16 protein-coding genes are annotated in these 23,241 nt (G+C 53.5%); 9 read left to right on the top strand and 7 right to left on the bottom strand.

Features of this window, described 5'->3' with window-relative positions:
- Positions 1-16 precede the first annotated feature (16 nt).
- Positions 17-1,102 carry a 3-phosphoserine/phosphohydroxythreonine transaminase gene (gene serC / locus CTZ24_RS06790; protein WP_021182601.1) on the bottom strand — a complete coding sequence of 362 codons (1,086 nt, stop codon included), beginning with the start codon at positions 1,100-1,102 and terminating at the stop codon, positions 17-19.
- Between the two features lie 314 nt (positions 1,103-1,416).
- On the opposite strand from serC, the gene ycaO reads away from it, so the two are divergent.
- The 4 genes from ycaO (at position 1,417) to pflA (ending at position 7,648) form a co-directional block, all read left to right on the top strand.
- Positions 1,417-3,180, top strand: coding sequence for a 30S ribosomal protein S12 methylthiotransferase accessory factor YcaO (ycaO, locus tag CTZ24_RS06785; RefSeq protein ID WP_208725122.1), 1,764 nt, complete (start codon positions 1,417-1,419; stop codon positions 3,178-3,180).
- A 352-nt stretch (positions 3,181-3,532) separates the two neighbouring features.
- Positions 3,533-4,393 carry a formate transporter FocA gene (gene focA / locus CTZ24_RS06780; RefSeq protein ID WP_021182599.1) on the top strand — a complete coding sequence of 287 codons (861 nt, stop codon included), beginning with the start codon at positions 3,533-3,535 and terminating at the stop codon, positions 4,391-4,393.
- 73 nt (positions 4,394-4,466) lie between these two features.
- Positions 4,467-6,752, top strand: coding sequence for a formate C-acetyltransferase (pflB, locus tag CTZ24_RS06775; RefSeq protein ID WP_021182598.1), 2,286 nt, complete (start codon positions 4,467-4,469; stop codon positions 6,750-6,752).
- Between the two features lie 155 nt (positions 6,753-6,907).
- Positions 6,908-7,648 carry a pyruvate formate lyase 1-activating protein gene (gene pflA, locus CTZ24_RS06770; protein WP_021182597.1) on the top strand — a complete coding sequence of 247 codons (741 nt, stop codon included), beginning with the start codon at positions 6,908-6,910 and terminating at the stop codon, positions 7,646-7,648.
- Positions 7,649-7,718: 70 nt separating this feature from the next.
- On the opposite strand, the gene CTZ24_RS06765 is transcribed toward pflA, so the two are convergent.
- The 6 genes from CTZ24_RS06765 to lrp all read right to left on the bottom strand — a co-directional run bounded on the left by CTZ24_RS06765 (position 7,719) and on the right by lrp (position 16,696).
- A complete protein-coding gene (locus CTZ24_RS06765) occupies positions 7,719-8,870 on the bottom strand; it encodes an MFS transporter (RefSeq protein WP_036624587.1) in 1,152 nt (383 codons plus the stop codon).
- Between the two features lie 313 nt (positions 8,871-9,183).
- The gene (gene serS / locus CTZ24_RS06760) at positions 9,184-10,476 is read right to left on the bottom strand and encodes a serine--tRNA ligase (RefSeq protein ID WP_208725121.1); all 1,293 of its coding nucleotides are present in this window, start codon (positions 10,474-10,476) and stop codon (positions 9,184-9,186) included.
- 93 nt (positions 10,477-10,569) lie between these two features.
- A complete protein-coding gene (locus CTZ24_RS06755; protein WP_208725120.1) occupies positions 10,570-11,919 on the bottom strand; it encodes a replication-associated recombination protein A in 1,350 nt (449 codons plus the stop codon).
- A gap of 7 nt (positions 11,920-11,926) precedes the next feature.
- Complete coding sequence (gene lolA, locus CTZ24_RS06750; RefSeq protein WP_021182593.1) at positions 11,927-12,538, bottom strand: outer membrane lipoprotein periplasmic chaperone LolA; 612 nt, start codon at positions 12,536-12,538, stop codon at positions 11,927-11,929.
- A 175-nt stretch (positions 12,539-12,713) separates the two neighbouring features.
- Positions 12,714-16,082 (bottom strand): DNA translocase FtsK 4TM domain-containing protein, encoded by a 3,369-nt coding sequence (locus tag CTZ24_RS06745; protein ID WP_208725119.1) that lies wholly within the window; start codon positions 16,080-16,082, stop codon positions 12,714-12,716.
- 119 nt (positions 16,083-16,201) lie between these two features.
- On the bottom strand, positions 16,202-16,696 hold the full coding sequence (lrp, locus tag CTZ24_RS06740; protein ID WP_006118610.1) for a leucine-responsive transcriptional regulator Lrp: 495 nt from the start codon (positions 16,694-16,696) through the stop codon (positions 16,202-16,204).
- A gap of 523 nt (positions 16,697-17,219) precedes the next feature.
- On the opposite strand from lrp, the gene trxB reads away from it, so the two are divergent.
- From trxB to infA, 5 genes are all read left to right on the top strand, one after another.
- Entirely contained in the window at positions 17,220-18,185 is a 966-nt protein-coding gene (trxB, locus tag CTZ24_RS06735; RefSeq protein ID WP_021182591.1) for a thioredoxin-disulfide reductase, read from the top strand.
- 145 nt (positions 18,186-18,330) lie between these two features.
- Complete coding sequence (cydD, locus tag CTZ24_RS06730) at positions 18,331-20,100, top strand: heme ABC transporter permease/ATP-binding protein CydD (RefSeq protein ID WP_208725118.1); 1,770 nt, start codon at positions 18,331-18,333, stop codon at positions 20,098-20,100.
- Entirely contained in the window at positions 20,100-21,830 is a 1,731-nt protein-coding gene (gene cydC, locus CTZ24_RS06725) for a heme ABC transporter ATP-binding protein/permease CydC (protein WP_208725117.1), read from the top strand. Before cydD ends, cydC begins: the two co-directional genes overlap by 1 nt.
- A 33-nt stretch (positions 21,831-21,863) precedes the next feature.
- A complete protein-coding gene (gene aat, locus CTZ24_RS06720) occupies positions 21,864-22,556 on the top strand; it encodes a leucyl/phenylalanyl-tRNA--protein transferase (RefSeq protein WP_021182588.1) in 693 nt (230 codons plus the stop codon).
- Between the two features lie 346 nt (positions 22,557-22,902).
- The gene (infA, locus tag CTZ24_RS06715; protein ID WP_002211347.1) at positions 22,903-23,121 is read left to right on the top strand and encodes a translation initiation factor IF-1; all 219 of its coding nucleotides are present in this window, start codon (positions 22,903-22,905) and stop codon (positions 23,119-23,121) included.
- The last annotated feature ends 120 nt before the right edge of the window (positions 23,122-23,241 follow it).

The following is a 23,241-nucleotide window of genomic DNA, read 5'->3' as shown; positions in this document are numbered from 1 at the left end:
TGGCATATATGAATAATTAACCGTGGCGACGCTCAAAATCGACCATGAAATCGGTCAGGGCTTTTACACCTTCCAGCGGCATCGCATTGTAAATCGAGGCACGCATACCACCAACCACGCGATGACCTTTCAGCGCGTGCAGGCCAGCTTTGAGCGATTCTTCGAGGAATACTTTGTCCAGCGCAGCATCTGCCAACTGGAAAGGCACGTTCATACGTGAACGGTTTTCCGCCGCAACATCGTTACGGTAGAAGTCGCTGCGATCAATCACACCGTAAAGTAGATCAGCTTTAGCCTGATTCTGCTTGTCCATATCGGCCACACCGCCTTTCTCTTTCAGCCATTTGAAGACCAGGCCAGAGAGATACCAGGCAAATGTCGGTGGGGTGTTGAACATGGAATCGTTCTCCGCCAGCACCTTGTAATCGAGAATGGACGGCACATAGCTGTGTGCTTTGCCCAGCAAATCTTCACGTACGATAACCAGCGTCAGGCCTGCCGGACCGATATTTTTCTGCGCACCCGCATAGATCACACCATAACGGCTGACATCAATCGGGCGTGACAGGATGGTTGATGAATAGTCGGCCACCACCACTTTGTCGCCAAAGTCTGGCTGTTCATCAATCGCGATACCATCGATAGTTTCATTTGGGCAAAAATGCACATAGGCCGCATCATTGCTCAGTTGCCATTCGCGCATCGGCAGAATCGCACGCTTACCATCACGGGTGGTTTTTACATCAATGGTATTTGGCGAGCAGTATTTTTCCGCTTCTTTGATTGCACTGTGCGCCCAATAGCCGCCATCAATGTAGTCAGCAGATTTAGCAGCACCCAGCAGGTTACCAGGGATAGCCGCAAACTGCGCACGCGCACCGCCATGACAGAATAAAACTTTGTAGTTGGCGGGGATTTTCAGCAGATCGCGAAAGTCTTTCTCAGCCTCTTCCGCCACCTGAATAAATTCTTTACTACGGTGACTGATTTCCATCACCGAGGTGCCTAACCCGTGCCAGTTTGTCAATTCTTGTTCTGCACGACGGAGCACTTCAACCGGCAGCATCGCTGGACCGGAGCTAAAATTATAAACCTGCGTCATTTCCCCTCACCACTGTCATATCGAACGGTTATGAATACCCTACCGGTTTTATCATTGCCTCTGGATGGCTGCAATCATTTATCCAACCGCGATCACATTTCCAGAGCCAGCTCCACCGCAGCTTATGTCATAAATGTAATCGACAATGGAATTTTGTGAGGTTTATCTGCGAAGTAAAATCAGAATGCCGCCAGGCGGATAAAAACCCGTAACATAAGCGAGAGAGAAACTTCGCCAACCGAATAGCGAATTGCGTGCAAAACCCGTATTATTGCGCGCTTTACGCCCACCCCATTGACTTAGAGAGCGCCATCATGACGCAAACTTTTATTCCAGGTAAAGACGCTGCACTGGAAGACTCCATTTCACGTTTCCAGCAAAAATTGCAGGATTTGGGTTTTAACATTGAAGAAGCCTCCTGGCTGAACCCTGTCCCTCATGTGTGGTCAGTCCATATTCGCGATCGTGACTGCCCGCTGTGCTTTACCAACGGTAAAGGTGCCAGCAAAAAGGCCGCGCTGGCTTCTGCGCTGGGCGAATACTTTGAGCGCCTCTCAACCAACTACTTCTTTGCTGACTTCTGGCTGGGTGAGTCCATCGCTAAAGGCGAGTTTGTCCACTATCCCAACGAGAAGTGGTTCCCCTTACCTGAAGATGGCAGCCTGCCAGCAGGGATCCTCGATACTCGCCTGCGTAAATTCTATGATCCTGAAGATAGCCTGAGCGCGAGTGACCTGATCGACCTGCAATCCGGCAATGCTGAGCGTGGCATTTGCGGCCTGCCCTTTACACGTCAGTCAGACCAGCAGACCGTCTATATTCCGATGAATATTATCGGCAACCTGTATGTGTCCAACGGAATGTCAGCAGGTAACACCGCTAACGAAGCGCGTGTACAGGGACTGTCCGAGGTGTTCGAGCGCCATATTAAAAACCGCATCATTGCTGAATCCATCAGCCTGCCAGAAATTCCTGAAGCCGTTATGCAGCGCTATCCTGGCGTGGTTGAGGCCATCGCACGTCTGGAAGCTGAAGGCTTCCCGATTTTTGCCTATGACGCCTCCCTCGGCGGTAAATACCCGGTGATCTGTGTGGTGCTGTTCAACCCAGCGAACGGCACCTGTTTCGCTTCATTTGGTGCACATCCTGATTTTGGTGTGGCGCTGGAGCGTACCGTTACCGAGCTGCTGCAAGGTCGTGGCCTGAAAGATCTCGACGTGTTCACGCCGCCAACCTTCGATGATGAAGAAGTTGCCGAGCATGCCAACCTGGAAACCCACTTTATTGATTCAAGCGGTCTGATTTCCTGGGATATGTTCAAAGACGATGCCGACTATCCGTTTGTTGACTGGAGCTTTGCTGGCAGCACACATGAAGAGTTTGACACGCTGATGGCTATCTTCCGCGCTGAAGATAAAGAAGTGTACATCGCCGATTACGAGCATTTGAGCGTGTATGCCTGCCGCATCATTGTACCGGGCATGTCTGATATTTACCCGGCGGAAGACTTGCTGCTGGCAAACAACAACATGGGCGCACCGCTGCGTGAAACCCTGCTGGCCCTGCCGGCGAGCCAATGGGAGCCGGAAGCCTATCTGGATCTGATCACCCAACTGGATGAAGAAGGTCACGATGACTTCACCCGTGTTCGCGAATTGCTGGGTCTGGCATCGGGCAAAGACAATGGCTGGTTTACGCTGCGTATTGGCGAGCTGAAAGCCATGCTGGCACTGGCTGGTGGTGACCTCGATCAGGCACTGATCTGGACTGAATGGACGATGGAATTTAACCAGTCAATCTTCAGTGCTGAGCGTGCTAACTACTACCGCTGCCTGCAAACCCTGCTGCTGCTGGCTATGGAAGAGGAACGCGATCCGGTTCAATACCACCGCGCCTTTATCCGTATGTACGGTGAAGCAGCCGTTGACGCGGCATCAGCCGCTATCAGCGGTGAAGCGCCGTTCTACGGCCTGCAAGCCGTGGATTTAGATTTGAAAGCCTTCCCGGCTCATCAGTCGTTGCTGGCAGCTTATGAAAAGTTACAGGCGGCCAAACGTCGTTATTGGTTAGCGAAATAAATAGCCTTATTTTGCTGTAAAAGGTCAGATAATGCCCAAAAAGGCGCTGAATAACTTCAGCGCCTTTTTTTATTCTCAGAGGCTTTACCTTTCTCAGGAAAATTTCAGATAACATTTTAGACTCAAGCAATAATATTCGTTAACAATTCAACTTTTCCATCGTTGCGTTTCTCAACAATATTTGCAAATATTAAAAAATATTTATTTGATAATATTCAATTGGTTAATTCGGTTTCGCTTATCCAAAAGCCCCTGACACCCCCACCCCACCGGCCAAATATGATCCATATCAAATCCTGTCCTATACTCCTTTGTTAGTATTAATCCCAGATAATTCCTGGAGAGCGTTAGTGTGAAAACTGACAACCCGTTTAATTCATTATTACCGGCGGCAATGGCAAAGGTTGCTGAAGATGCCGGGGTTTATAAAGCCACTAAACACCCCTTAACCACCTTCTTTCTTGCCATAACCGCTGGCGTATTCATTTCTATCGCTTTTGTGTTCTATATCACCGCCACCACCGGTAGCGGCGCGATGCCTTACGGCATGGCAAAACTGATTGGCGGCATCTGCTTCTCTCTGGGATTAATGCTGGTGGTGGTGTGCGGTGCTGACCTTTTCACCTCCACCGTGCTGATTGTGGTGGCTAAAGCCAGCGGTCGCATCACCTGGGCACAGCTGGGGCGTAACTGGTTAAATGTTTATATCGGTAACCTGATTGGCGCACTGTTTTTTGTCGCGCTAATTTGGCTCTCTGGCGAACATATGGTTGCAAACGGCGCGTGGGGCTTAAACGTTCTGCAAACTGCTGACCATAAAATGCATCATAGCTTTATTGAAGCCGTTAGCCTTGGCACCCTTGCCAACCTGATGGTGTGCCTGGCGGTATGGATGAGTTACTCCGGCCGCAGCCTTCTCGACAAAATGGTGGCGATGATTCTGCCTGTCGCTATGTTTGTTGCCAGCGGCTTTGAGCACAGTATCGCTAACATGTTTTTGATTCCGATGGCGATCATGATTCGCGACTTCGCCAGCCCGGAGTTCTGGCAAATGGCCGGAGCCAGTGCCTCACAATTCCAGGCGCTCAGTGTCGGTAACTTTATTGTCGACAACCTTATTCCTGTCACCATCGGCAACATCATTGGTGGTGGCCTGTTAGTCGGATTGACCTACTGGGTTATCTACCTGCGCGGTGATGACCCGGTACATTAATTAAGTATTGAGTACGGGCACGCCTGATCGCGTGCCAAACGTGAAAGTTTCCCTAAATAAAGGCAGGTATATCATGACCGAACTGAATGAAAAATTGGCGGCAGCCTGGGAAGGATTTAACGCGGGCGAATGGCAGAACGGTGTCAACGTACGCGATTTCATCCAGAAAAATTACACCCCTTATGAAGGCGACGAGTCATTCCTCGCGGGTGCAACCCCGGCAACCACTAAATTGTGGGATAACGTGCTGGAAGGCATCAAGATTGAAAACCGTACTCACGCTCCGGTTGACTTCGATACCGACCTTGCTTCTACCATCACTTCACACGATGCCGGTTACATCAACAAGTCACTGGAAAAAATCGTTGGTCTGCAAACTGAAGCCCCGTTGAAACGCGCCATCATCCCGTTTGGCGGTATCAAAATGGTGGAAGGCTCCTGTAAGGTTTATGGCCGTGAGCTGGATGCCTCACTGAAAAAAGTTTTCACTGATTACCGTAAAACCCATAACCAGGGCGTGTTTGATGTCTATACCCCTGACATCCTGCGTTGCCGTAAATCCGGTGTACTGACCGGTCTGCCAGATGCTTATGGTCGTGGTCGTATCATTGGTGACTATCGTCGCGTTGCGCTGTATGGCATCGACTACCTGATGAAAGACAAAGTTGCGCAGTTCAATTCACTGCAAAGCGACATGGAAAACGGCGTCAATCTGGAAGCCACTATCCGTCTGCGTGAAGAGATTTCTGAACAGCACCGTGCGCTGGGACAGATCAAAGAGATGGCGGCTAAATATGGTCACGATATCTCTCTGCCTGCCACCACGGCGCAGGAAGCGGTGCAGTGGACTTACTACGGCTACCTGGCTGCGGTTAAATCACAGAATGGTGCGGCGATGTCGTTTGGTCGCGTGTCTACCTTCCTTGATGTTTACATCGAACGTGATATCAAAGCAGGCAAGCTGAATGAAGCCGAAGCGCAAGAACTGATTGACCACCTGGTCATGAAACTGCGTATGGTGCGCTTCCTGCGTACGCCGGAATATGATGAGCTGTTCTCTGGCGACCCGATCTGGGCAACTGAGTCCCTGGCAGGTATGGGCGTCGACGGTCGTACTCTGGTCACCAAAAGCACCTTCCGTTTCCTGAACACGCTGTACACCATGGGTCCATCACCGGAACCAAACATGACCATCCTGTGGTCAGAAAAACTGCCAATTAACTTTAAAAAATATGCGGCAAAAGTCTCCATCGATACTTCATCACTGCAATATGAAAACGATGACCTGATGCGTCCTGACTTCAACAACGATGACTATGCCATCGCTTGTTGTGTTAGCCCGATGGTGATCGGTAAACAAATGCAGTTCTTCGGTGCCCGCGCTAACCTGGCGAAAACCCTGCTGTACGCAATCAACGGTGGCGTTGACGAAAAACTGAAAATGCAGGTTGGCCCGAAAGAAGCGCCGATCACTGATGACGTACTGAACTTCGAAACCGTCATGGCGCGTATGGACCACTTCATGGACTGGCTGGCAAAACAGTATGTCACCGCCCTGAACGTTATCCACTACATGCATGATAAATACAGCTATGAAGCGTCGCTGATGGCTCTGCATGACCGTGACGTTTACCGTACTATGGCTTGTGGTATCGCCGGTCTGTCTGTAGCTGCTGACTCACTCTCGGCTATCAAGTACGCCAAAGTGAAACCGGTGCGCGATGCGGATGGCCTGGCGATTGATTTCGAGATCGAAGGTGAATACCCGCAGTTTGGTAACAACGACGCTCGCGTCGATGATATGGCCTGTGACCTGGTTGAACGTTTCATGAAAAAAATTCAGAAACTGGCGACCTATCGCAATGCTGTTCCGACTCAGTCAGTGCTGACCATTACCTCTAACGTGGTTTATGGTAAGAAAACCGGTAATACCCCGGATGGCCGTCGCGCAGGTGCACCGTTCGGACCGGGTGCTAACCCGATGCACGGACGTGACCAGAAAGGTGCGGTTGCCTCACTGACCTCGGTTGCTAAACTGCCGTTCGCCTACGCCAAAGATGGTATCTCTTATACCTTCTCTATCGTACCGAACGCGCTGGGTAAAGATGATAACGTACGTAAAACCAACCTCGCGGGCCTGATGGATGGCTACTTCCACCATGAAGCCAACAATATCGAGGGCGGTCAGCATCTGAACGTTAACGTGATGAACCGTGAAATGCTGTTGGATGCGATGGATCACCCGGAAAAATATCCGCAGTTGACCATCCGTGTTTCCGGTTACGCCGTGCGTTTTAACTCGCTGACTAAAGAGCAGCAACAGGATGTGATTACCCGTACTTTCACCAAGTCCCTGTAATTCGTCCCGCTAAAAAAAGGCTCCTGCGGGAGCCTTTTCTCCAGGTCGTTTTGCCAGAAGGCTAACCGAGGCTCTCTGGCAAAACCGACTTAAACCTCAGAGCACAACACAGATTGTGCCGCCTGATACCAGGCCAAATTGGAGAACTCATCGCAATGTCAACCATCGGTCGTATTCACTCCTTCGAATCCTGCGGCACCGTTGACGGCCCGGGAATCCGCTTTATCACCTTCTTCCAGGGCTGCCTGATGCGCTGCCTCTATTGTCACAACCGTGATACCTGGGATACCCACGGCGGCAAAGAGGTGACGGTAGAAGATTTAATGAAAGATGTGCTGTCGTACCGCCATTTTATGAATGCCTCTGGCGGTGGCGTGACAGCTTCCGGCGGCGAAGCGATTCTCCAGGCAGAGTTCGTACGCGACTGGTTCCGCGCCTGCCGCGCCGAGGGTATCCATACTTGCCTCGATACCAATGGTTTTGTGCGACGTTACGATCCGGTTATTGATGAACTGCTTGAAGTCACTGACCTGGTGATGCTCGATCTCAAACAGATCAATGATGATATCCACCAGATTCTGGTCGGTGTCTCGAACCACCGTACCATGGACTTTGCCCGCTATTTGCAGAAGAAAGGTGTTCGCACCTGGATTCGCTATGTCGTGGTGCCCGGCTATTCCGACGATGATGATTCGGTACATCGCCTGGGTGAATTCACCCAGGACATGGACAACATCGAGAAGATTGAATTATTGCCTTACCACGAATTAGGTAAGCATAAATGGATTGCGATGGGTGAAGAGTACAAGCTGGAAGGTGTGAAGCCACCGACGAAAGAAACGATGGAACGGGTGAAGAACATTCTGGCTGGATATGGTCATCAGGTGATGTATTAACCCTGCCGGGCCAACACACCTCCATAGCGGCGCGATTTATCGCGCGGGTACGGAGGTGTGCAGACACGCTCTACGCGTGCGCCACAGGTGTGGCGTGATGGTCGGCTTTGCGCAGCAGCATCACCAGATAAACCAGCGCCACACCCGCAATCATCACAAACAACAGACGATCTGAGTAGCTCTGCATCAACATCGCCGTGGTGCCCGGTCCAACCAGACTGCCCAGGGTGTAGCTGAACAGCAGTGCCTGATTCATCGCCACCAGTTCGTGATGTGCCACCGTTTCACACGCCCAGGACATCGCCACCGGATAGAGCGTAAACCCAGCCAGTCCCAGTACGAATAAGGCCGGGGCCATTGCCGCATCACTCAGCATCGCAATCGCTCCGAGGATGATGACAAACACCTGGACACGCAGCACCAACAAACGGCCAAAGCGATCGGCCAGACGCCCCACCGGCCACTGCCCAACGATACCGGAACTGACCAGCAGCGCCATCCAGTAACCTACCGTGGCATCGCTCATACCCTGATGCGCCAGATAAAGCGGCATTAAGCCATACAGTGAACCCAACAGAATCCCGGAGATAATGCAGCCGTTAATACCCAGACGGGAACTGCGACGGCGCATCATCGGCCAGATACGTCCTGGTGACGCATCTTCGCTGGCATGACCGGCATTCACGCGAACAAACACCACTGGTAACACCGCACAGAGCACCAGGGCCGTTACCCACGGAATAACATGCAACAATTCGGTTGAAACACGGCTGACCAGCAGTTGCCCGGCCACGGTGCCGAGATAATAAATAATCATGTAAGCAGCAAGTAACTGGCCGCGATTGCGCACGGTGCCGCTACAAAGCAAAGCGCTTTCCACCACTACCCACATCAGTGCGCAACCGACACCGGCGATAAAACGCAGCAGTGTCCAGCTGTAAAACCCACCCAGCAGCGCCATCCCCACGGTTGCCACGGCAAACAGGATCGTCGCCAGATAGTAGCAACGATTAAAACCGTAGTGGGTAATCAACCAGCCTGCCAGCAAAGTGCCTGCAAGGTTACCGGTATAATATGATGAACTGACCATACCCACCTGCCAGGTTGGCAGTTGATCATGCGTCAGCCATAACGGCACCAGCGTATTAAGCACAGCGATAGACACCGTCAGGAGCAGCAAACCGCAAAGCAGCAGCAGGACGGGGCGCGACCAGGTTGACATAGGGAAAAAACCAAAGGAATAGAGAGAATTGCGCGCAGTTTGCCAGTTGCTATTTTAAAGTCAATGTGCAAAAAAACACCGCCGCATTTTTTGCTGCTAACCAATTTAATTTTTTTATCTTCAGTTAGTTAGAGTACGAAAGAACTTTCTTAACCGTCTCGCTATCTCTATGAATTTGTGGATTTTTAGACGATCAGGCTTCTCAGATGACGATAACGTTTATTTCTGATTAATTCCGGGTAAAGATTAAATCAGTTTTTTATTTGGGAAATAAAAAACCCGGCATTGCCGGGTTTTTAAAAACAGCGGGAGATTAACCAATAAATTCAATACCGCCCATATATGGACGCAGAACTTCAGGCACTTCAATACGACCATCTGCCTGCTGGTAGTTTTCCAGCACGGCAACCAGCGTACGGCCAACCGCCAGGCCAGAACCATTCAGCGTATGGACCAGACGTGGTTTCTTCTCAGTCTTGCTACGGCAGCGTGCCTGCATGCGACGCGCCTGGAAATCCCACATGTTGGAGCAAGAGGAGATTTCACGGTAGGTATTTTGCGCCGGTAACCAGACCTCAAGGTCATAGGTCTTGGTTGAACCAAAGCCCATATCGCCGGTGCACAGCAGCACTTTACGGTACGGCAGGTTAAGCAGTTGCAGCACCTTCTCCGCGTGACCAACCAATTCTTCCAGTGCCTGCATGGAGGTTTCCGGTGCGACAATCTGCACCATCTCCACTTTGTCGAACTGATGCATACGGATTAAACCGCGCGTATCTCGACCGTAAGAGCCCGCTTCTGAACGGAAGCATGGCGTGTGTGCAGTGAGTTTGATCGGCAGGTTTTCTTCTTCGACGATCTCATCACGCACCAGGTTAGTCAGCGGCACTTCTGCGGTCGGAATCAGCGCATAGTTGCTGCTGCCCGCTTCTTCATCCAGCGGCTTGGTGTGGAAAAGATCTTCACCAAATTTAGGCAACTGGCCGGTACCATACAGCGTGTCATGATTCACCAGATAAGGCACGTAGGTTTCAAGATAACCGTGTTGCTGGCTGTGCAGATCAATCATGAACTGGCTCAGGGCGCGATGCAGGCGAGCAATTTGCCCCTGCATCACCACAAAGCGTGAGCCGGTCAGTTTGACCGCAGACGCGAAGTCTAAACCTTTCGCCTGCTCACCCAATGAGACGTGATCTTTCACCTCAAAATCGAACTGACGAGGTTCACCCCAGCGCGCAACTTCGAGGTTTTCCGTGTCATCTTTACCCAGCGGAACTTCATCGGCGGGCAGATTGGGCAGCGCCAGAGCAAAATCACGAATTTCGTTCTGCAGGGCATCCAGTTCTGCTTTCGCGGCATCCAGGCGTTCGCCCAGCGCGTTCACTTCCAGACGCAGCGGCTCGATATCTTCCCCACGGGCTTTAGCCTGACCGATGGATTTGGATCGGGAGTTACGCTCAGCCTGCAGATTTTCGGTTTCTACCTGCAATACTTTACGACGCTCTTCATGGGAGCGCAGCGTTTCCACATCCAGTTTAAATCCCCGGCGTGCCAGTTTTTCTGCGACTGCGTCTGGCTCGTTACGCAGCAGATTGGGATCGAGCATGCTTATCCTGTGTAATTAAGGTTGATTGAACGAATGAAGTGATGCATCCCTCTGGAATGCATTGAATTCCTGGATCACCTTACCGTAACGCCTTTAGGAGCGGTAGCGTTTTATCGGGCTATTTTGATCCTGTTCAGCCAGCCAGGCGAGTTTTTCGCCAATTTTCCCTTCAAGACCACGATTGGTGGGATGATAGTAGCGTGTTTGTGCCATTTCTGGCGGAAAGTAGACTTCACCAGCGGGAAATGCATTCGGCTCGTCATGCGCGTAGCGATACTCCTTGCCCAGCCCCATCTCTTTCATCAATTTGGTCGGCGCGTTGCGCAGATGTTCGGGGACGTCATAATCCGGAAATTCGCGTGCGTCACGCATTGCCGCTTTGAAAGCGGTGTAAACGGCATTACTTTTCGGCGCACTGGCGAGATACACAATCGCCTGAGCAATGGCGCGTTCCCCTTCGGCTGGCCCGACGCGTGTAAAGCAATCCCAGGCCGCAATCGCCACCTGCATACCACGCGGGTCGGCATTGCCAACGTCTTCCGAGGCGATGGCTAACAGACGACGCGCCACATACAGTGGATCGCCACCGGCAGTGATAATACGCGCATACCAGTAAAGGGCGGCATCCGGTGCCGACCCCCTTACCGACTTATGCAAGGCTGAAATCAGGTCATAGAAGCGATCGCCTTTGTTATCAAAACGCGCGGCGCGCTCCCCGGAAACCTCATTCAGCAACTGCGGCGTCAACTCACGCTGGCCAGCGCCGTTGGTTTCCGCCATATCTGCCATCATTTCCAGCGTATTCAGCGCGCGGCGAGCGTCACCGTTCACCAACTCAGCAATCATGCGGCGCGTATTATCAGACAATAAAATGTCGCTATTACCGTAACCGCGCGCGCTGTCCTGCATCGCCTGCTGTAAAACCTGCTCAATATCCGCAGTGGTTAATGATTTCAGCAGGTAGACGCGCGCTCGTGACAACAACGCTGAATTCAGTTCAAACGAGGGGTTTTCGGTGGTAGCACCTATAAAGGTGATGGTGCCATCCTCAATATGCGGCAAAAACGCATCTTGCTGGCTTTTGTTAAAGCGGTGCACCTCATCCACAAATAAAATGGTGCGACGCCCAACCTGGCGATTTTGCCGGGCGCGTTCAATCGCTTCACGGATCTCTTTCACGCCGGATGTCACAGCGGAGATGCGCTCAACATCGGCTTTGCCATAATGGGCGATGATCTCGGCCAGGGTGGTTTTCCCTGTCCCTGGCGGCCCCCACAAAATCATCGAATGCAGATGCCCCGCCTCAATCGCGCGGGGCAACGGTTTACCTGCTGCCAGCAGATGTTGCTGACCGATGTATTGTGCCAGCGTCACTGGCCGCATACGTGCGGCCAGTGGCTGAAACTCATTGCTGGAGGAGAAATCCAGGGAAAGATTACTCACCGTGACCTCACTGACGTTGATCGTCTACCGTTACCCCTTTCGGCGGCGTAAAGGTGAATTTATCCGGGCTAATTGCCCCATTGGTCTGACTTTTCAGCTGATAGCTGCTGCGCTGTCCATCCTGTTCAATCGCACTGAATTGATTGATGGTGCCAGATGGCGTGACCGTGATGGTGAACTGCTTGAGATTGCCGTCGCTACTTTTCGGCGTCAGCTCAAAATTATCGCCCTGCTGTTTGATGTTGTACTGCTTCCAGTCGCTCGGCTGGTTACGGGCGATCAACATAAACGGGGTGTTGCTGGTGGCATTTTTCAGCCAACTGGCGCTAACCTGCTCGACAAACGGATTGTAAAACCACAGGGTTTTACCATCGGAAATGATCACGCTTTCGTCCGGTGCCGTCATATGCCAGTTAAACAAGCTGGGACGTTTTACCCACAACTCACCTTCACCATCTTGCACGTTCGCTCCGCTACCATCGGTCACTTTCTGGCTAAAGCTGGCATGGAAGCTATTCACTTTATTCAGACGCTGCTGCAAATCGCTGGAAGCATCAGCCAGCACGGAAGCGGAAAGAAAAGAGGCCAGCAGACCGCAGGCAATCACGCGTAATTTCATCTGATTCGATTCCTTATTCATTGTTTCCCGACACTTACTGCATTAAACGTAGTTGCCGCACTGTCTCTTCGACAGGAGAAAAAGCCGAAAGCTCCCGTTGATATGGGGATCGACTGCCAGATAAACAATGGGCCAGTAAATACTGGCCCGGGATTAACTGTTGGAGAGTAAGCAGTTACATCTCATGCGGCGGTGGCGACAGCACCTCACGGTTACCATTATGTCCAGGTTCAGACACAATCCCCTGCGCTTCCATCTGTTCAATGATGCGCGCGGCGCGGTTATAACCGATACGGAACTGGCGTTGCACACCAGAAATCGATGCACGACGCTTATCCACCACAAAAGCCACCGCCTGGTCGAACAGCGGATCCAGCTCTTCATCGCCTTCCAGACCGGCGGCACCGCCTTCGTTCTCCTCGCCTGCCGTGATGCTATCGATATACTGTGGGCGACCACGCGCTTTCCAGTCCTGCACCACCGCATGAACCTCCTGATCGCGAACAAATGCGCCATGTACACGCATTGGCATCGACGAGTTGGGCGGCATATATAACATATCACCCATGCCGAGCAGCGATTCCGCACCGCCCTGGTCAAGAATGGTACGCGAGTCGATTTTACTCGATACCGTAAAGGCGATACGTGTCGGGATGTTAGCTTTGATTAACCCGGTAATCACATCCACTGACGGACGCTGGGTCGCCAGCACCAGATGGATACCTGCCGCACGCGCCTTCTGCGCCAGACGGGCAATCAGTTCTTCCACTTTCTTGCCTACCGCCATCATCAGGTCGGCAAATTCATCTACCATCACCACGATGTAAGGCAGTTTTTCCAGCACTGGTGGCGTGGTGTCCATACTGTCACCAGGCTTCCAGAATGGATCAGGAATCGGACGGCCCATCGCCTCAGCCTGTTCCACTTTTTCGTTGTAACCGGCAAGGTTACGCACGCCAAGCGCAGACATCAGCTTATAACGACGCTCCATCTCACCCACACTCCAGCGCAGCGCATTCGCCGCATCTTTCATGTCGGTCACTACTTCTGTCAGCAGGTGCGGAATGCCTTCATACACCGAAAGCTCCAGCATTTTCGGGTCGATCATGATAAAGCGCACTTCTTCCGGCGTGGCTTTGTACAGCATGCTGATGATCATAGCGTTCACGCCGACCGATTTACCCGAGCCGGTGGTACCCGCCACCAGTAAGTGCGGCATTTTTGCCAGGTCGGCCACCACCGGCTGACCGGCAATATCTTTACCCAGCACCACTGCAAGTGGGGAAGGATTGTCGCGGAATTTGGCACAATCCAGTACTTCACGCAGGTAGACCGTCTGACGATGCTTGTTCGGCAGTTCCAGACCAACATAAGGTTTGCCCGGAATCACCTCTACCACACGTACCGCCACCGCCGACAACGAGCGGGCCAGGTCACGCGACAGGTTGGAAATACGCGCGGCTTTGACGCCTGGCGCGAGGTCCAACTCAAAGCGGGTGATGACCGGCCCCGGCGAGATACCGACGACCTCCGCCTTCACGCGGTAATCAGCAAGGCGCGCTTCTACCAATCGCGCCGTTTGCTCCAGCGCGAACATATCTACCGGCTCTTCTTCCGAGGGTGGTGGCGTCAGCAGATCCAGCGTTGGCAAAGGCGTGGATGGACGCTCCAGCGGCTGTTCATGGCGCACCAGGAAGGGATGGAACAGGCTATCGTGTACCGATTTGGCCGGTTTCTCTTCCTCAACCGGTTCCGCTTCTTCAGCGGCTGACCACGGGCTGCTCTCTTCATCGAAGGAGGGCATCACCTCCGGCTGCGGCGCAACCGGCTGCTGCCACTGTGCAGGTGCAGGAGCTTCAGGTTCTGGCGTGGCCGCAATGGTGAATAACGGTTCACTCGGGCTGTCATCCACCAGATCTTTCATCGGTGAGAAATCAAAGGCCGACGATGTGTCGAGATTAAATACCGGCCCGTCATCCGCTTCAGCTTCTTTTTCTGCACGGTAACGCTGTTGCTGCTGTTCAGCAAACTGACGCGCCAGTTGTGCCTGCTGCAACGCATCTTCGTCTTCCGCATCCGTGTGCCAACTTTCGCCATAACGCTGCTGCTGTTGAGACTGAAAAGCGTCACGCAATTGCGCTTCCTGTAACGCCGCAGCATCTTGAGCCGCGACAGGATCCAGCGCGGCGGTAGCCTGCTGTTCTGACTCTTTAGCTTTCTCTTCAGCCATCCGCTGTGACGGAAGCTTGATGCCATAAGAAGCCAGCTCACGGCGCGTAGGTAATTTCACCGGGTTCGGACGAGGCAGCTCCGGGCCAATACCCTGCTTAACTTGCGGATTGTAATCACGCTCCGGCACCACATCGAAAGCTGGCGTATAAGGCGCACTGGAAGCAGCAACTTTTGCCGCTCCGGCGGCCAGCGCCACACTGGCGGTGGTATTGAGCGCGGAGGGTGCCTGCGTAGCATCCTGCCAGTTCCCCATCCTCGGGCCATCGTCCTCGTCGACCGGTGAGAACGGCGAGGTTTCCGCCGGCACTTCAAAACGGTACAACGGCGGCGCGGCGGGAGTTTCAGCCACCACCGGTGTTGTCGGAGCAGGAGGAACCGTAGCCGCAGGCTGGACCGATTGCACCACCGGCTGCGGCGCTGCGGGCACAACCGCTGGCGACGTTGTCGGTTGTACTACGGGTTCCTGGCGAGCCGCTTCGCTGCTCACCGCAATCGCTGCTGCCGTAGCGGCACTGGCTTTCGCCAACAGGGGATCATCCCCAGTAGCATCAAGCGGTGCCTCATTCACCTTACGCGGTTTTGCCAGCAGCACATCATCGTCATCAGATGCAGCCGCACGCAATGCGGGTACCGCCTCATCGGCCGGCTCCTGCTCGTCCTCGTATTCATCTTCTTCCTGCCAGGGTTCATCCTGGCGGGAGCGATTGCTGGCAAATGTCAGCACGCCCATCACAACACCGCCGATTCTTTCGGCAATCGTTAACCATGACCAACCGGTGTAGAGGGTAATCCCCGCCGCCCAGACGCACAGCAGCGTTAAAGTGCCACCTGCGGAGCTGAACCAGGGTGCCATCGCGTTGCTGATCAGACTGCCGATCACACCACCGGAGGCGAAATACCAGATGTCGTCAGCGTTAAGCGCCGCCAGACCACAGGTGGTTACCACCAGCGCCAGCACGCCAATCAGGCGCAGCCCCACCGCAAAGTAATCGATGTAGTCGTGACGATCGCGCTGACGGAAAGTAATCCAGCACAAGCCAATAATGACCGGAGGAATGGCATAGGCCATCACGCCGAAGATAAACAGCAAGGTGTCGGCTAGCCATGCACCGACGCTGCCACCCAGATTGTGGATAGGCTCGTGCCAGGCCGTTTGCGACCAACTGGGATCGGAAGGGTTAAAACTGACCAAAGAAACCATCAGATAGATGGCAAACAGGGCCACAAGGATAAGCAACGCTTCAAGCAGCCGACGTCCGCTGCTCAGCGGTTGTAATGAAACGTCTTTGTCTTCTGTATATTCCTGGCTCAAGAGAACACTCCAGGTGCCTGTAAATTAAGAAGGCAACAGCGTCGGGCTGGCCCGACGCTGGTCCTGTATGAATTCACAGGAGTGTACCGAAATCCTGCACGCTTTGCACCTGCCCTGCGTTAACGGGTTTTGATCACCAGGCGATTGCTCTGTTTGACCTCTTCCATTACCACATAGGTGCGGGTGTCGTTTACGCCCGGCAGGCGTAGCAAGGTCTCACCCAACAGCTTGCGATATGCTGACATATCCGGCACACGGGTTTTCAGCAGATAGTCAAAGTCACCGGAAACGAGGTGACACTCTTGAGTTTCCTCAAGTTTTTGCACGGCGGCGTTAAATTGCTCAAACACATCTGGCGCGCCACGATTCAGAGTAATCTCAACAAATACCAGCAGCGAAGCATCGAGATAGTGCGGGTTGAGCTGTGCGGTATAGCCAAGAATGAAACCCTGACGTTCCAGGCGACGAACACGCTCAAGACACGGCGTCGGTGATAATCCAACACGTTTCGAAAGCTCGACATTGGAAATACGACCGTCTTTCTGCAATTCATTCAGAATGTTTCTGTCGATACGATCCAGATCTTTTCCGGGGCGCTTCTTATTGTCTACCATTATTATTGTCTCTCTTAATTCCTTCCCTTAACCTGCCACACCCTGAAAACATTCATTGCTCAGGGCCTTACTCGAAGTGAAGACGATAAGCCTGTGCAGTAATGCGACCATCCGTATGACGCATGTTGTCTGTCCACATCATGCGTCATTACCAATGTCAGACTGTTTAAATCTGGCGAAACAAACCAAAACAGGTATGAAATTCTGTTTTGTATCGCTAAATCTTCTTTGCTTCTGACAATGTTTTCGCAAATGCGCAGGCGATTGTCAAAGTAAAACATCCAAATTCAGTACAAGATGCCAGACAGAGTGCTGGGTTCCTGTTTTCTAATGAGATTTTTTATACAGCTGCACCACTAATTACCGAGCATTGCCCCCTTTTGGCGCAATCCGCGTGCAGAATTCCTTCTCATCGTCTACGCCGCTCGCAGCGATTGTTAACAAAATTGCTGAAGACTTTTTTTGCGGCGGCAATTTCCCTACAATCGCTAGCTATGTTGTCAGACAAAAAACTGAGGAACACATGAGTACGGCCAAACACAGTAAGCTGCTCATTCTGGGCTCCGGCCCTGCCGGTTACACCGCTGCAGTCTATGCCGCGCGCGCCAACCTGAATCCGGTATTGATTACCGGTCTGGAAAAAGGCGGTCAGCTCACCACCACCACCGAAGTGGAGAACTGGCCAGGCGACCCGCACGATCTGACAGGTCCATCGCTGATGGAACGCATGCACGAACATGCCGAAAAGTTTAATACCGAAATCATTTTCGACCATATTCACACGGTCGATTTGCAGAACCGTCCTTTCCGCCTGACCGGTGACAGCGGCGAGTACACCGCCGATGCGCTGATCATCGCGACCGGTGCTTCCGCCCGTTATCTCGGCTTGCCGTCAGAAGAAGCGTTTAAAGGTAAAGGCGTATCGGCCTGTGCAACCTGCGACGGTTTTTTCTATCGCAATCAGAAAGTCGCGGTCATCGGTGGCGGCAACACCGCCGTGGAAGAAGCGCTGTACCTGGCGAATATCGCCGCTGAGGTGCATCTGATTCACCGTCGTGATAGCTTCCGTGCCGAAAAAATCCTTATCGACCGCCTGATGGAAAAGGTACGCAACGGCAATATCGTGTTGCATACCGACCGTACGCTGGACGAAGTCGTGGGAGATCAGATGGGCGTAACCGGTCTGAAACTGTTGTCGACCAAAGGTGACGCGGCTGAATCACTGGAAGTGGCCGGCCTGTTTGTCGCTATCGGCCACAGCCCCAACACCGCCATCTTTGAAGGCCAGTTAGCCCTGGAGAATGGTTACATCAAAGTTCAGTCTGGTCTGCATGGCAATGCGACCCAGACCAGCATCCCTGGCGTGTTTGCCGCGGGCGATGTGATGGACCATATCTATCGCCAGGCAATCACCTCAGCAGGCACCGGCTGTATGGCGGCGCTGGATGCAGAGCGTTACCTGGATGGTTTGGTTAAAAACGATAAGTAACTTGTTAATAACCTGATCATATTTGCTGAAGGCGACCTGTTTTGGTCGCCTTTTTTATTACCTGCGTGCTACAGTTCATGCGCCTGACGTTGTTGGGGTTTTTGCTTCGCAACGACTTCTCTTCTGAGTAATTGAACGGCTTCGTATGAACAAATCGCGACAACAGGAACTTCTCCGCTGGCTCCGCCAGCAACGTCATCACGGTGCGCGTAGTTTGCGTCTGGTTTCTCTATTGGGATTTGCCAGCGCCCTGGTGATTATCGCCCAAGCCTGGCTGCTCGCCACGCTACTTCAAGCTCTGATTATCGCCCATCAACCTCGCACGGAACTGTTGAGCCAGTTTGCCCTGTTGCTGCTGTGTTTTGTGCTGCGTGCCGCGCTGAATTATGGTCGCGAAATGGCAGGCCAGCGCGCCGGAATGGCGATTCGCCGCGCCTTGCGTCAGCAGGTTCTGGACCGTCTGAATACGTTGGGTCCGGCATGGATTCAGGGCAAGCCCGCCGGTAGCTGGGCCACCCTGCTGCTGGAGCAAATTGAGGAGATGCAGGAATATTACGCGCGCTATCTGCCACAGATGTCGCTGGCGGTGTTTATTCCCTGCGCCATTCTGGTGGCGATCTTCCCGATTAACTGGGCAGCTGGCCTGATTTTACTGGTTACAGCACCCTTGATTCCGCTGTTTATGGCAATGGTCGGTATGGGCGCGGCCGATGCCAACCGCCGCAATTTCCTTGCGCTGGCGCGTCTGAGCGGTGATTTCTACGATCGTCTGCGTGGCCGTGAAACATTGCGCCTGTTTGATCGCGCCAGTGCAGAACAACAGGCCATCACCCGCAGCACCACCGATTTTCGTCAGCGCACCATGGAAGTTCTGCGTCTGGCCTTCCTCTCTTCGGCGGTGCTGGAGTTTTTTGCCTCCCTGGCGATTGCCGTGGTCGCGGTGTACTTCGGCTTTTCCTATCTTGGCGAGCTGAATTTTGGTCATTACCACGGCGGCGTCACGCTGTTTGCCGGTTTCCTGGCCTTAATCCTCGCGCCCGAATTCTTCCAGCCGCTACGCGATTTAGGCACTTTTTATCATGCTAAAGCCCAGGCGGTGGGCGGTGCCGATGCACTGGATCGTTTCCTGCAAGAAAGCCCGGAAGTGCAATCTGACGAATCAGGCGAGCCGTTCACCTTCTCCGCCCCGCTTCAACTAACAGCCCAGGATCTGGTGGTAATGACGGCCAAAGGAGAGTCACTGTCCCAGCCGTTGAGCTTTAACCTGAGCGCAGGTAAACGGGTCGCGCTGGTAGGGCAAAGCGGTGCCGGTAAAACCGCGCTGATGAATGTCCTGCTCGGCTTTCTCCCCTATCATGGCTCCCTGAAAATTAATGGTCACGAGTTGCGTGATATGCCACGTTCAGACTGGCAACACCATCTCGCCTGGGTCGGCCAAAACCCGCACCTTCCGGCTGCCACCTTGCGCGACAATGTGCTGATGGGACGTACCGTGAGTGAGGCTGAACTGGAAAACGCCCTCAATCAAGCCGGGGTCACTGAATTTCTGCCGCGTTTACCTCAGGGGCTGGATACAACGCTCGGCGATGGCGCAACCGGCTTATCCGTCGGCCAGGCACAGCGCATTGCCGTTGCGCGTGCCCTGCTGAAACCGGCACAACTGCTGCTGCTCGATGAACCCGGTTCTGGCCTGGATAGCCAAAGCGAGCAGCGCGTGATGAGCGCCCTGAAACAGGCCGCTACGCGGCAAACCACCCTGATGATTACGCACCAACTCAGCGATCTTGCCAGTTGGGATGAGATCTGGGTGATGCAAAACGGCCAACTGGTGCAACAGGGTGACTGGCAGCAGTTGCATCAGCAGGAAGGTCCGTTGCGTGAGATGGTGCAACATCGCCAGAGGGAGATTGCCTGATGCATAGCCTGATGCCTTTTTTACGTCTGTGGCGACGCCATCCGTGGCGTCTTGGTCTGGGGATCGTGCTGGCCATCGCCACGCTGTTAGCCAGCATCGGCCTGCTGACGCTCTCCGGCTGGTTCCTCGCCGCCTCTTCGGTGGCCGGCGTTGCCGGTTTGTACAGTTTCAACTACATGTTGCCCGCCGCTGGCGTGCGTGGTGCAGCCATTATTCGTACTGCCGCCCGCTATTTTGAGCGTCTGGTCAGCCACGACGCGACCTTCCGCGTATTGCAGCATTTGCGTGTCTTTACTTTCAGTAAATTAATTGCGCTGGCACCGCAACAACTGGCGCAGTTCCGTCAGGGTGATTTGCTGAACCGCTTTGTCAGCGATGTCGATACGCTAGACCACCTTTATCTGCGTGTGATCTCCCCGCTGATTGGCGCGGCGGCGGTGATTCTCGCCGTGACGCTGGGATTATCCTGGCTGGATGTGCCACTGGCGCTGCTGCTGGGCGGCATCATGTTAGCAACCTTGTTGCTGATGCCACCGCTGTTTTGGCGCGTTGGCGCAGCGGCAGGTCAGCGTATTGCACGCCATCAGGCCAACTGGCGGTTACAGCTGACGCTGTGGCTCACTGGTTTAGCCGAGTTGCAAATTTATGGCACGGCCGTACGCTGGCGCGCGCAACTGGATCAGGAAGAAACCGACTGGCAGCAGGCACAACGTAAACAACACCGTTTACAGGCGCTGGCGCAAAGTTTGTTGCTACTTATCACCGGTGTGACGGTCACGCTGTTGCTGTGGATCTCTGCGGCAGGCGTCGGTTACGATAGCGCGCCTGGCGCGTTGATTGCGTTGTTCGTCTTCTGCGGATTGGCGGCCTTTGAAGCACTGGCACCGGTCGCAGGTGCGTTCCTGCCTCTGGCGCAGGTCACCAGCGCGGCGCAGCGGGTACAGGAGATTATCGATCAGCCTCCGGCCATTCGTTTCCCGAGCGCCAAAATCCACTCCACACCCGGCATTAGCCTGGCGCTGGATAATATTCAGTTCAGCTATCCACAACGCCCTGAAGCGGTTTTGAATCATTTTTCCCTGCATTTGCAGCCAGGCGAACATCTGGCGCTGCTTGGGCCAACCGGATGTGGCAAATCCAGCCTGCTGGCATTGATTACCCGAGGTTGGGAAGCGCAACAGGGCAGCATCACGCTGAACGACCAGCCTCTCGCCAACTGGGATGAAGCCTCGTTGCGTCAGCGCATTAGCGTGGTAACACAACGGGTGCATCTGTTTAGCCAGACCCTGCGTGACAATTTGTTGTTGGCAGCACCGACGGCAAGCGATGAACAACTCATCGAAGCCCTGCATCAGGTCGGCCTCGGCCATCTGGCGGATCACAGCGAAGGTCTGAATGCCTGGATGGGGGAAGGTGGCCGCCCTCTTTCCGGTGGCGAACTGCGTCGTCTGGCGATTGCGCGCGCGGTGCTGCATGGTGGCGATTTATGGTTGCTGGATGAACCAACCGAAGGTCTGGATGCTACCACTGAGCAACAAATCCTGACGCTATTGCAGCAGGTCAGCCACGGCAAAACCCTGATTATGGTGACGCATCGTCTTAGCGGCCTGACGCACATGGATCGTATTTGTGTGATGGACCAGGGACAAATCATTGAATCGGGTACCCATGACGAATTAATCTCAAAAGCAGGACGCTACTGGCGTTTCCATCAACGGTTTGCGCTATAGTCTTAGCGAACTGCCGTAAGGGTGATTAACGCAATGAGATTGGTCCAACTGTCACGCGATTCGCTGCATTTCCCGCCTCCGGAAATGGCGCTACGCGAGCCAAATGGCTTGCTGGCGATGGGGGGGGATCTCTCCCCTGCTCGTCTGATGAATGCGTACCAGCGTGGTATTTTTCCGTGGTTTTCGCCCGGCGACCCGATTCTCTGGTGGTCGCCCGATCCGCGCGCGGTGATGTTGCCGGAATCATTCCACCTCAGCCGCAGTATGGCGCGTTTTCACCGTCAATCCCCCTATCGGGTCACCATGAACCAGGCGTTCGCGCAGGTACTGGAAGGCTGCGCCAGTAATCGTCAGGAAGGCACCTGGATCACCTTCGAGGTCAAACGCGCCTGGCTACGGTTGTATGAACTGGGCCATGCGCATTCGGTTGAAGTGTGGCATGAACAACGTCTGGTCGGGGGGTTGTACGGGCTGGCACTGGGACAGATTTTTTGCGGCGAGTCGATGTTCAGTCGTCAGGAAAATGCCTCCAAAACCGCGTTGTGGGTTTTCAGTCAACATTTTCTGCAACATCATGGCCGACTGATTGATTGCCAGGTACTGAATCCCCATACCGCCTCGCTAGGTGCCGTAGAGATTCCGCGCGTGGATTATTTGCAGTATGTACAAACCCTGGCATGGCAGCCTGTTTTAGCGGGTTGCTGGCAAACACAAACCCTTTTTTGAGCGCTGGCGCAGATGTTTTGCACACAATACGCAGTGAAAGTGATATAATAGTCGAGTTTGGTATGTCGTCCGCGCTTCGCTGTGGCGAGCCGGAATTGCCAGGCTGGGAAAGTGACTGTTTTCCCGAAGCTGTTTCAGTTGCGCATCAGAGGCCAATTGCTACAGATTCTTAGCCCGCTAATCCCCCGCAGACGTCAAAAACACCCGAATTTATCCGTAATGCACGCGCAATTGGCGCGACGCACGGCGAAGTGTTGGCAAAATCACCAACGTTTCTTTACATAAATCATGGAATTCGGCATTATCTTGCCGGTTCAACAGTTTGGTAGTTCACCCAGAGGATTCGATGGCCAAAGAAGACAATATTGAAATGCAAGGTACCGTACTGGATACGTTACCTAACACCATGTTCCGCGTAGAGCTTGAAAACGGGCACGTGGTTACCGCTCATATCTCCGGTAAAATGCGCAAAAACTACATCCGCATCCTGACGGGCGACAAAGTGACTGTCGAGTTGACCCCGTACGACCTGAGCAAAGGCCGCATTGTCTTCCGTAGTCGCTGATTTGTTGTTCACGTCACGCGTTTTCTGCACGCGAAAAAAGGCCGGATTTCCATCCGGCCTTTTTCATGCGCAATCCGTAGCGGCGCGATTTATCGCGCGGGTTTTATCGACAACCGGCAC

The sequence above is a fragment of the Pantoea phytobeneficialis genome (genome assembly GCF_009728735.1).
Taxonomy (GTDB): Bacteria; Pseudomonadota; Gammaproteobacteria; order Enterobacterales; family Enterobacteriaceae; genus Pantoea; species Pantoea phytobeneficialis.
This window is presented reverse-complemented; position numbering and strand designations above follow the sequence as displayed.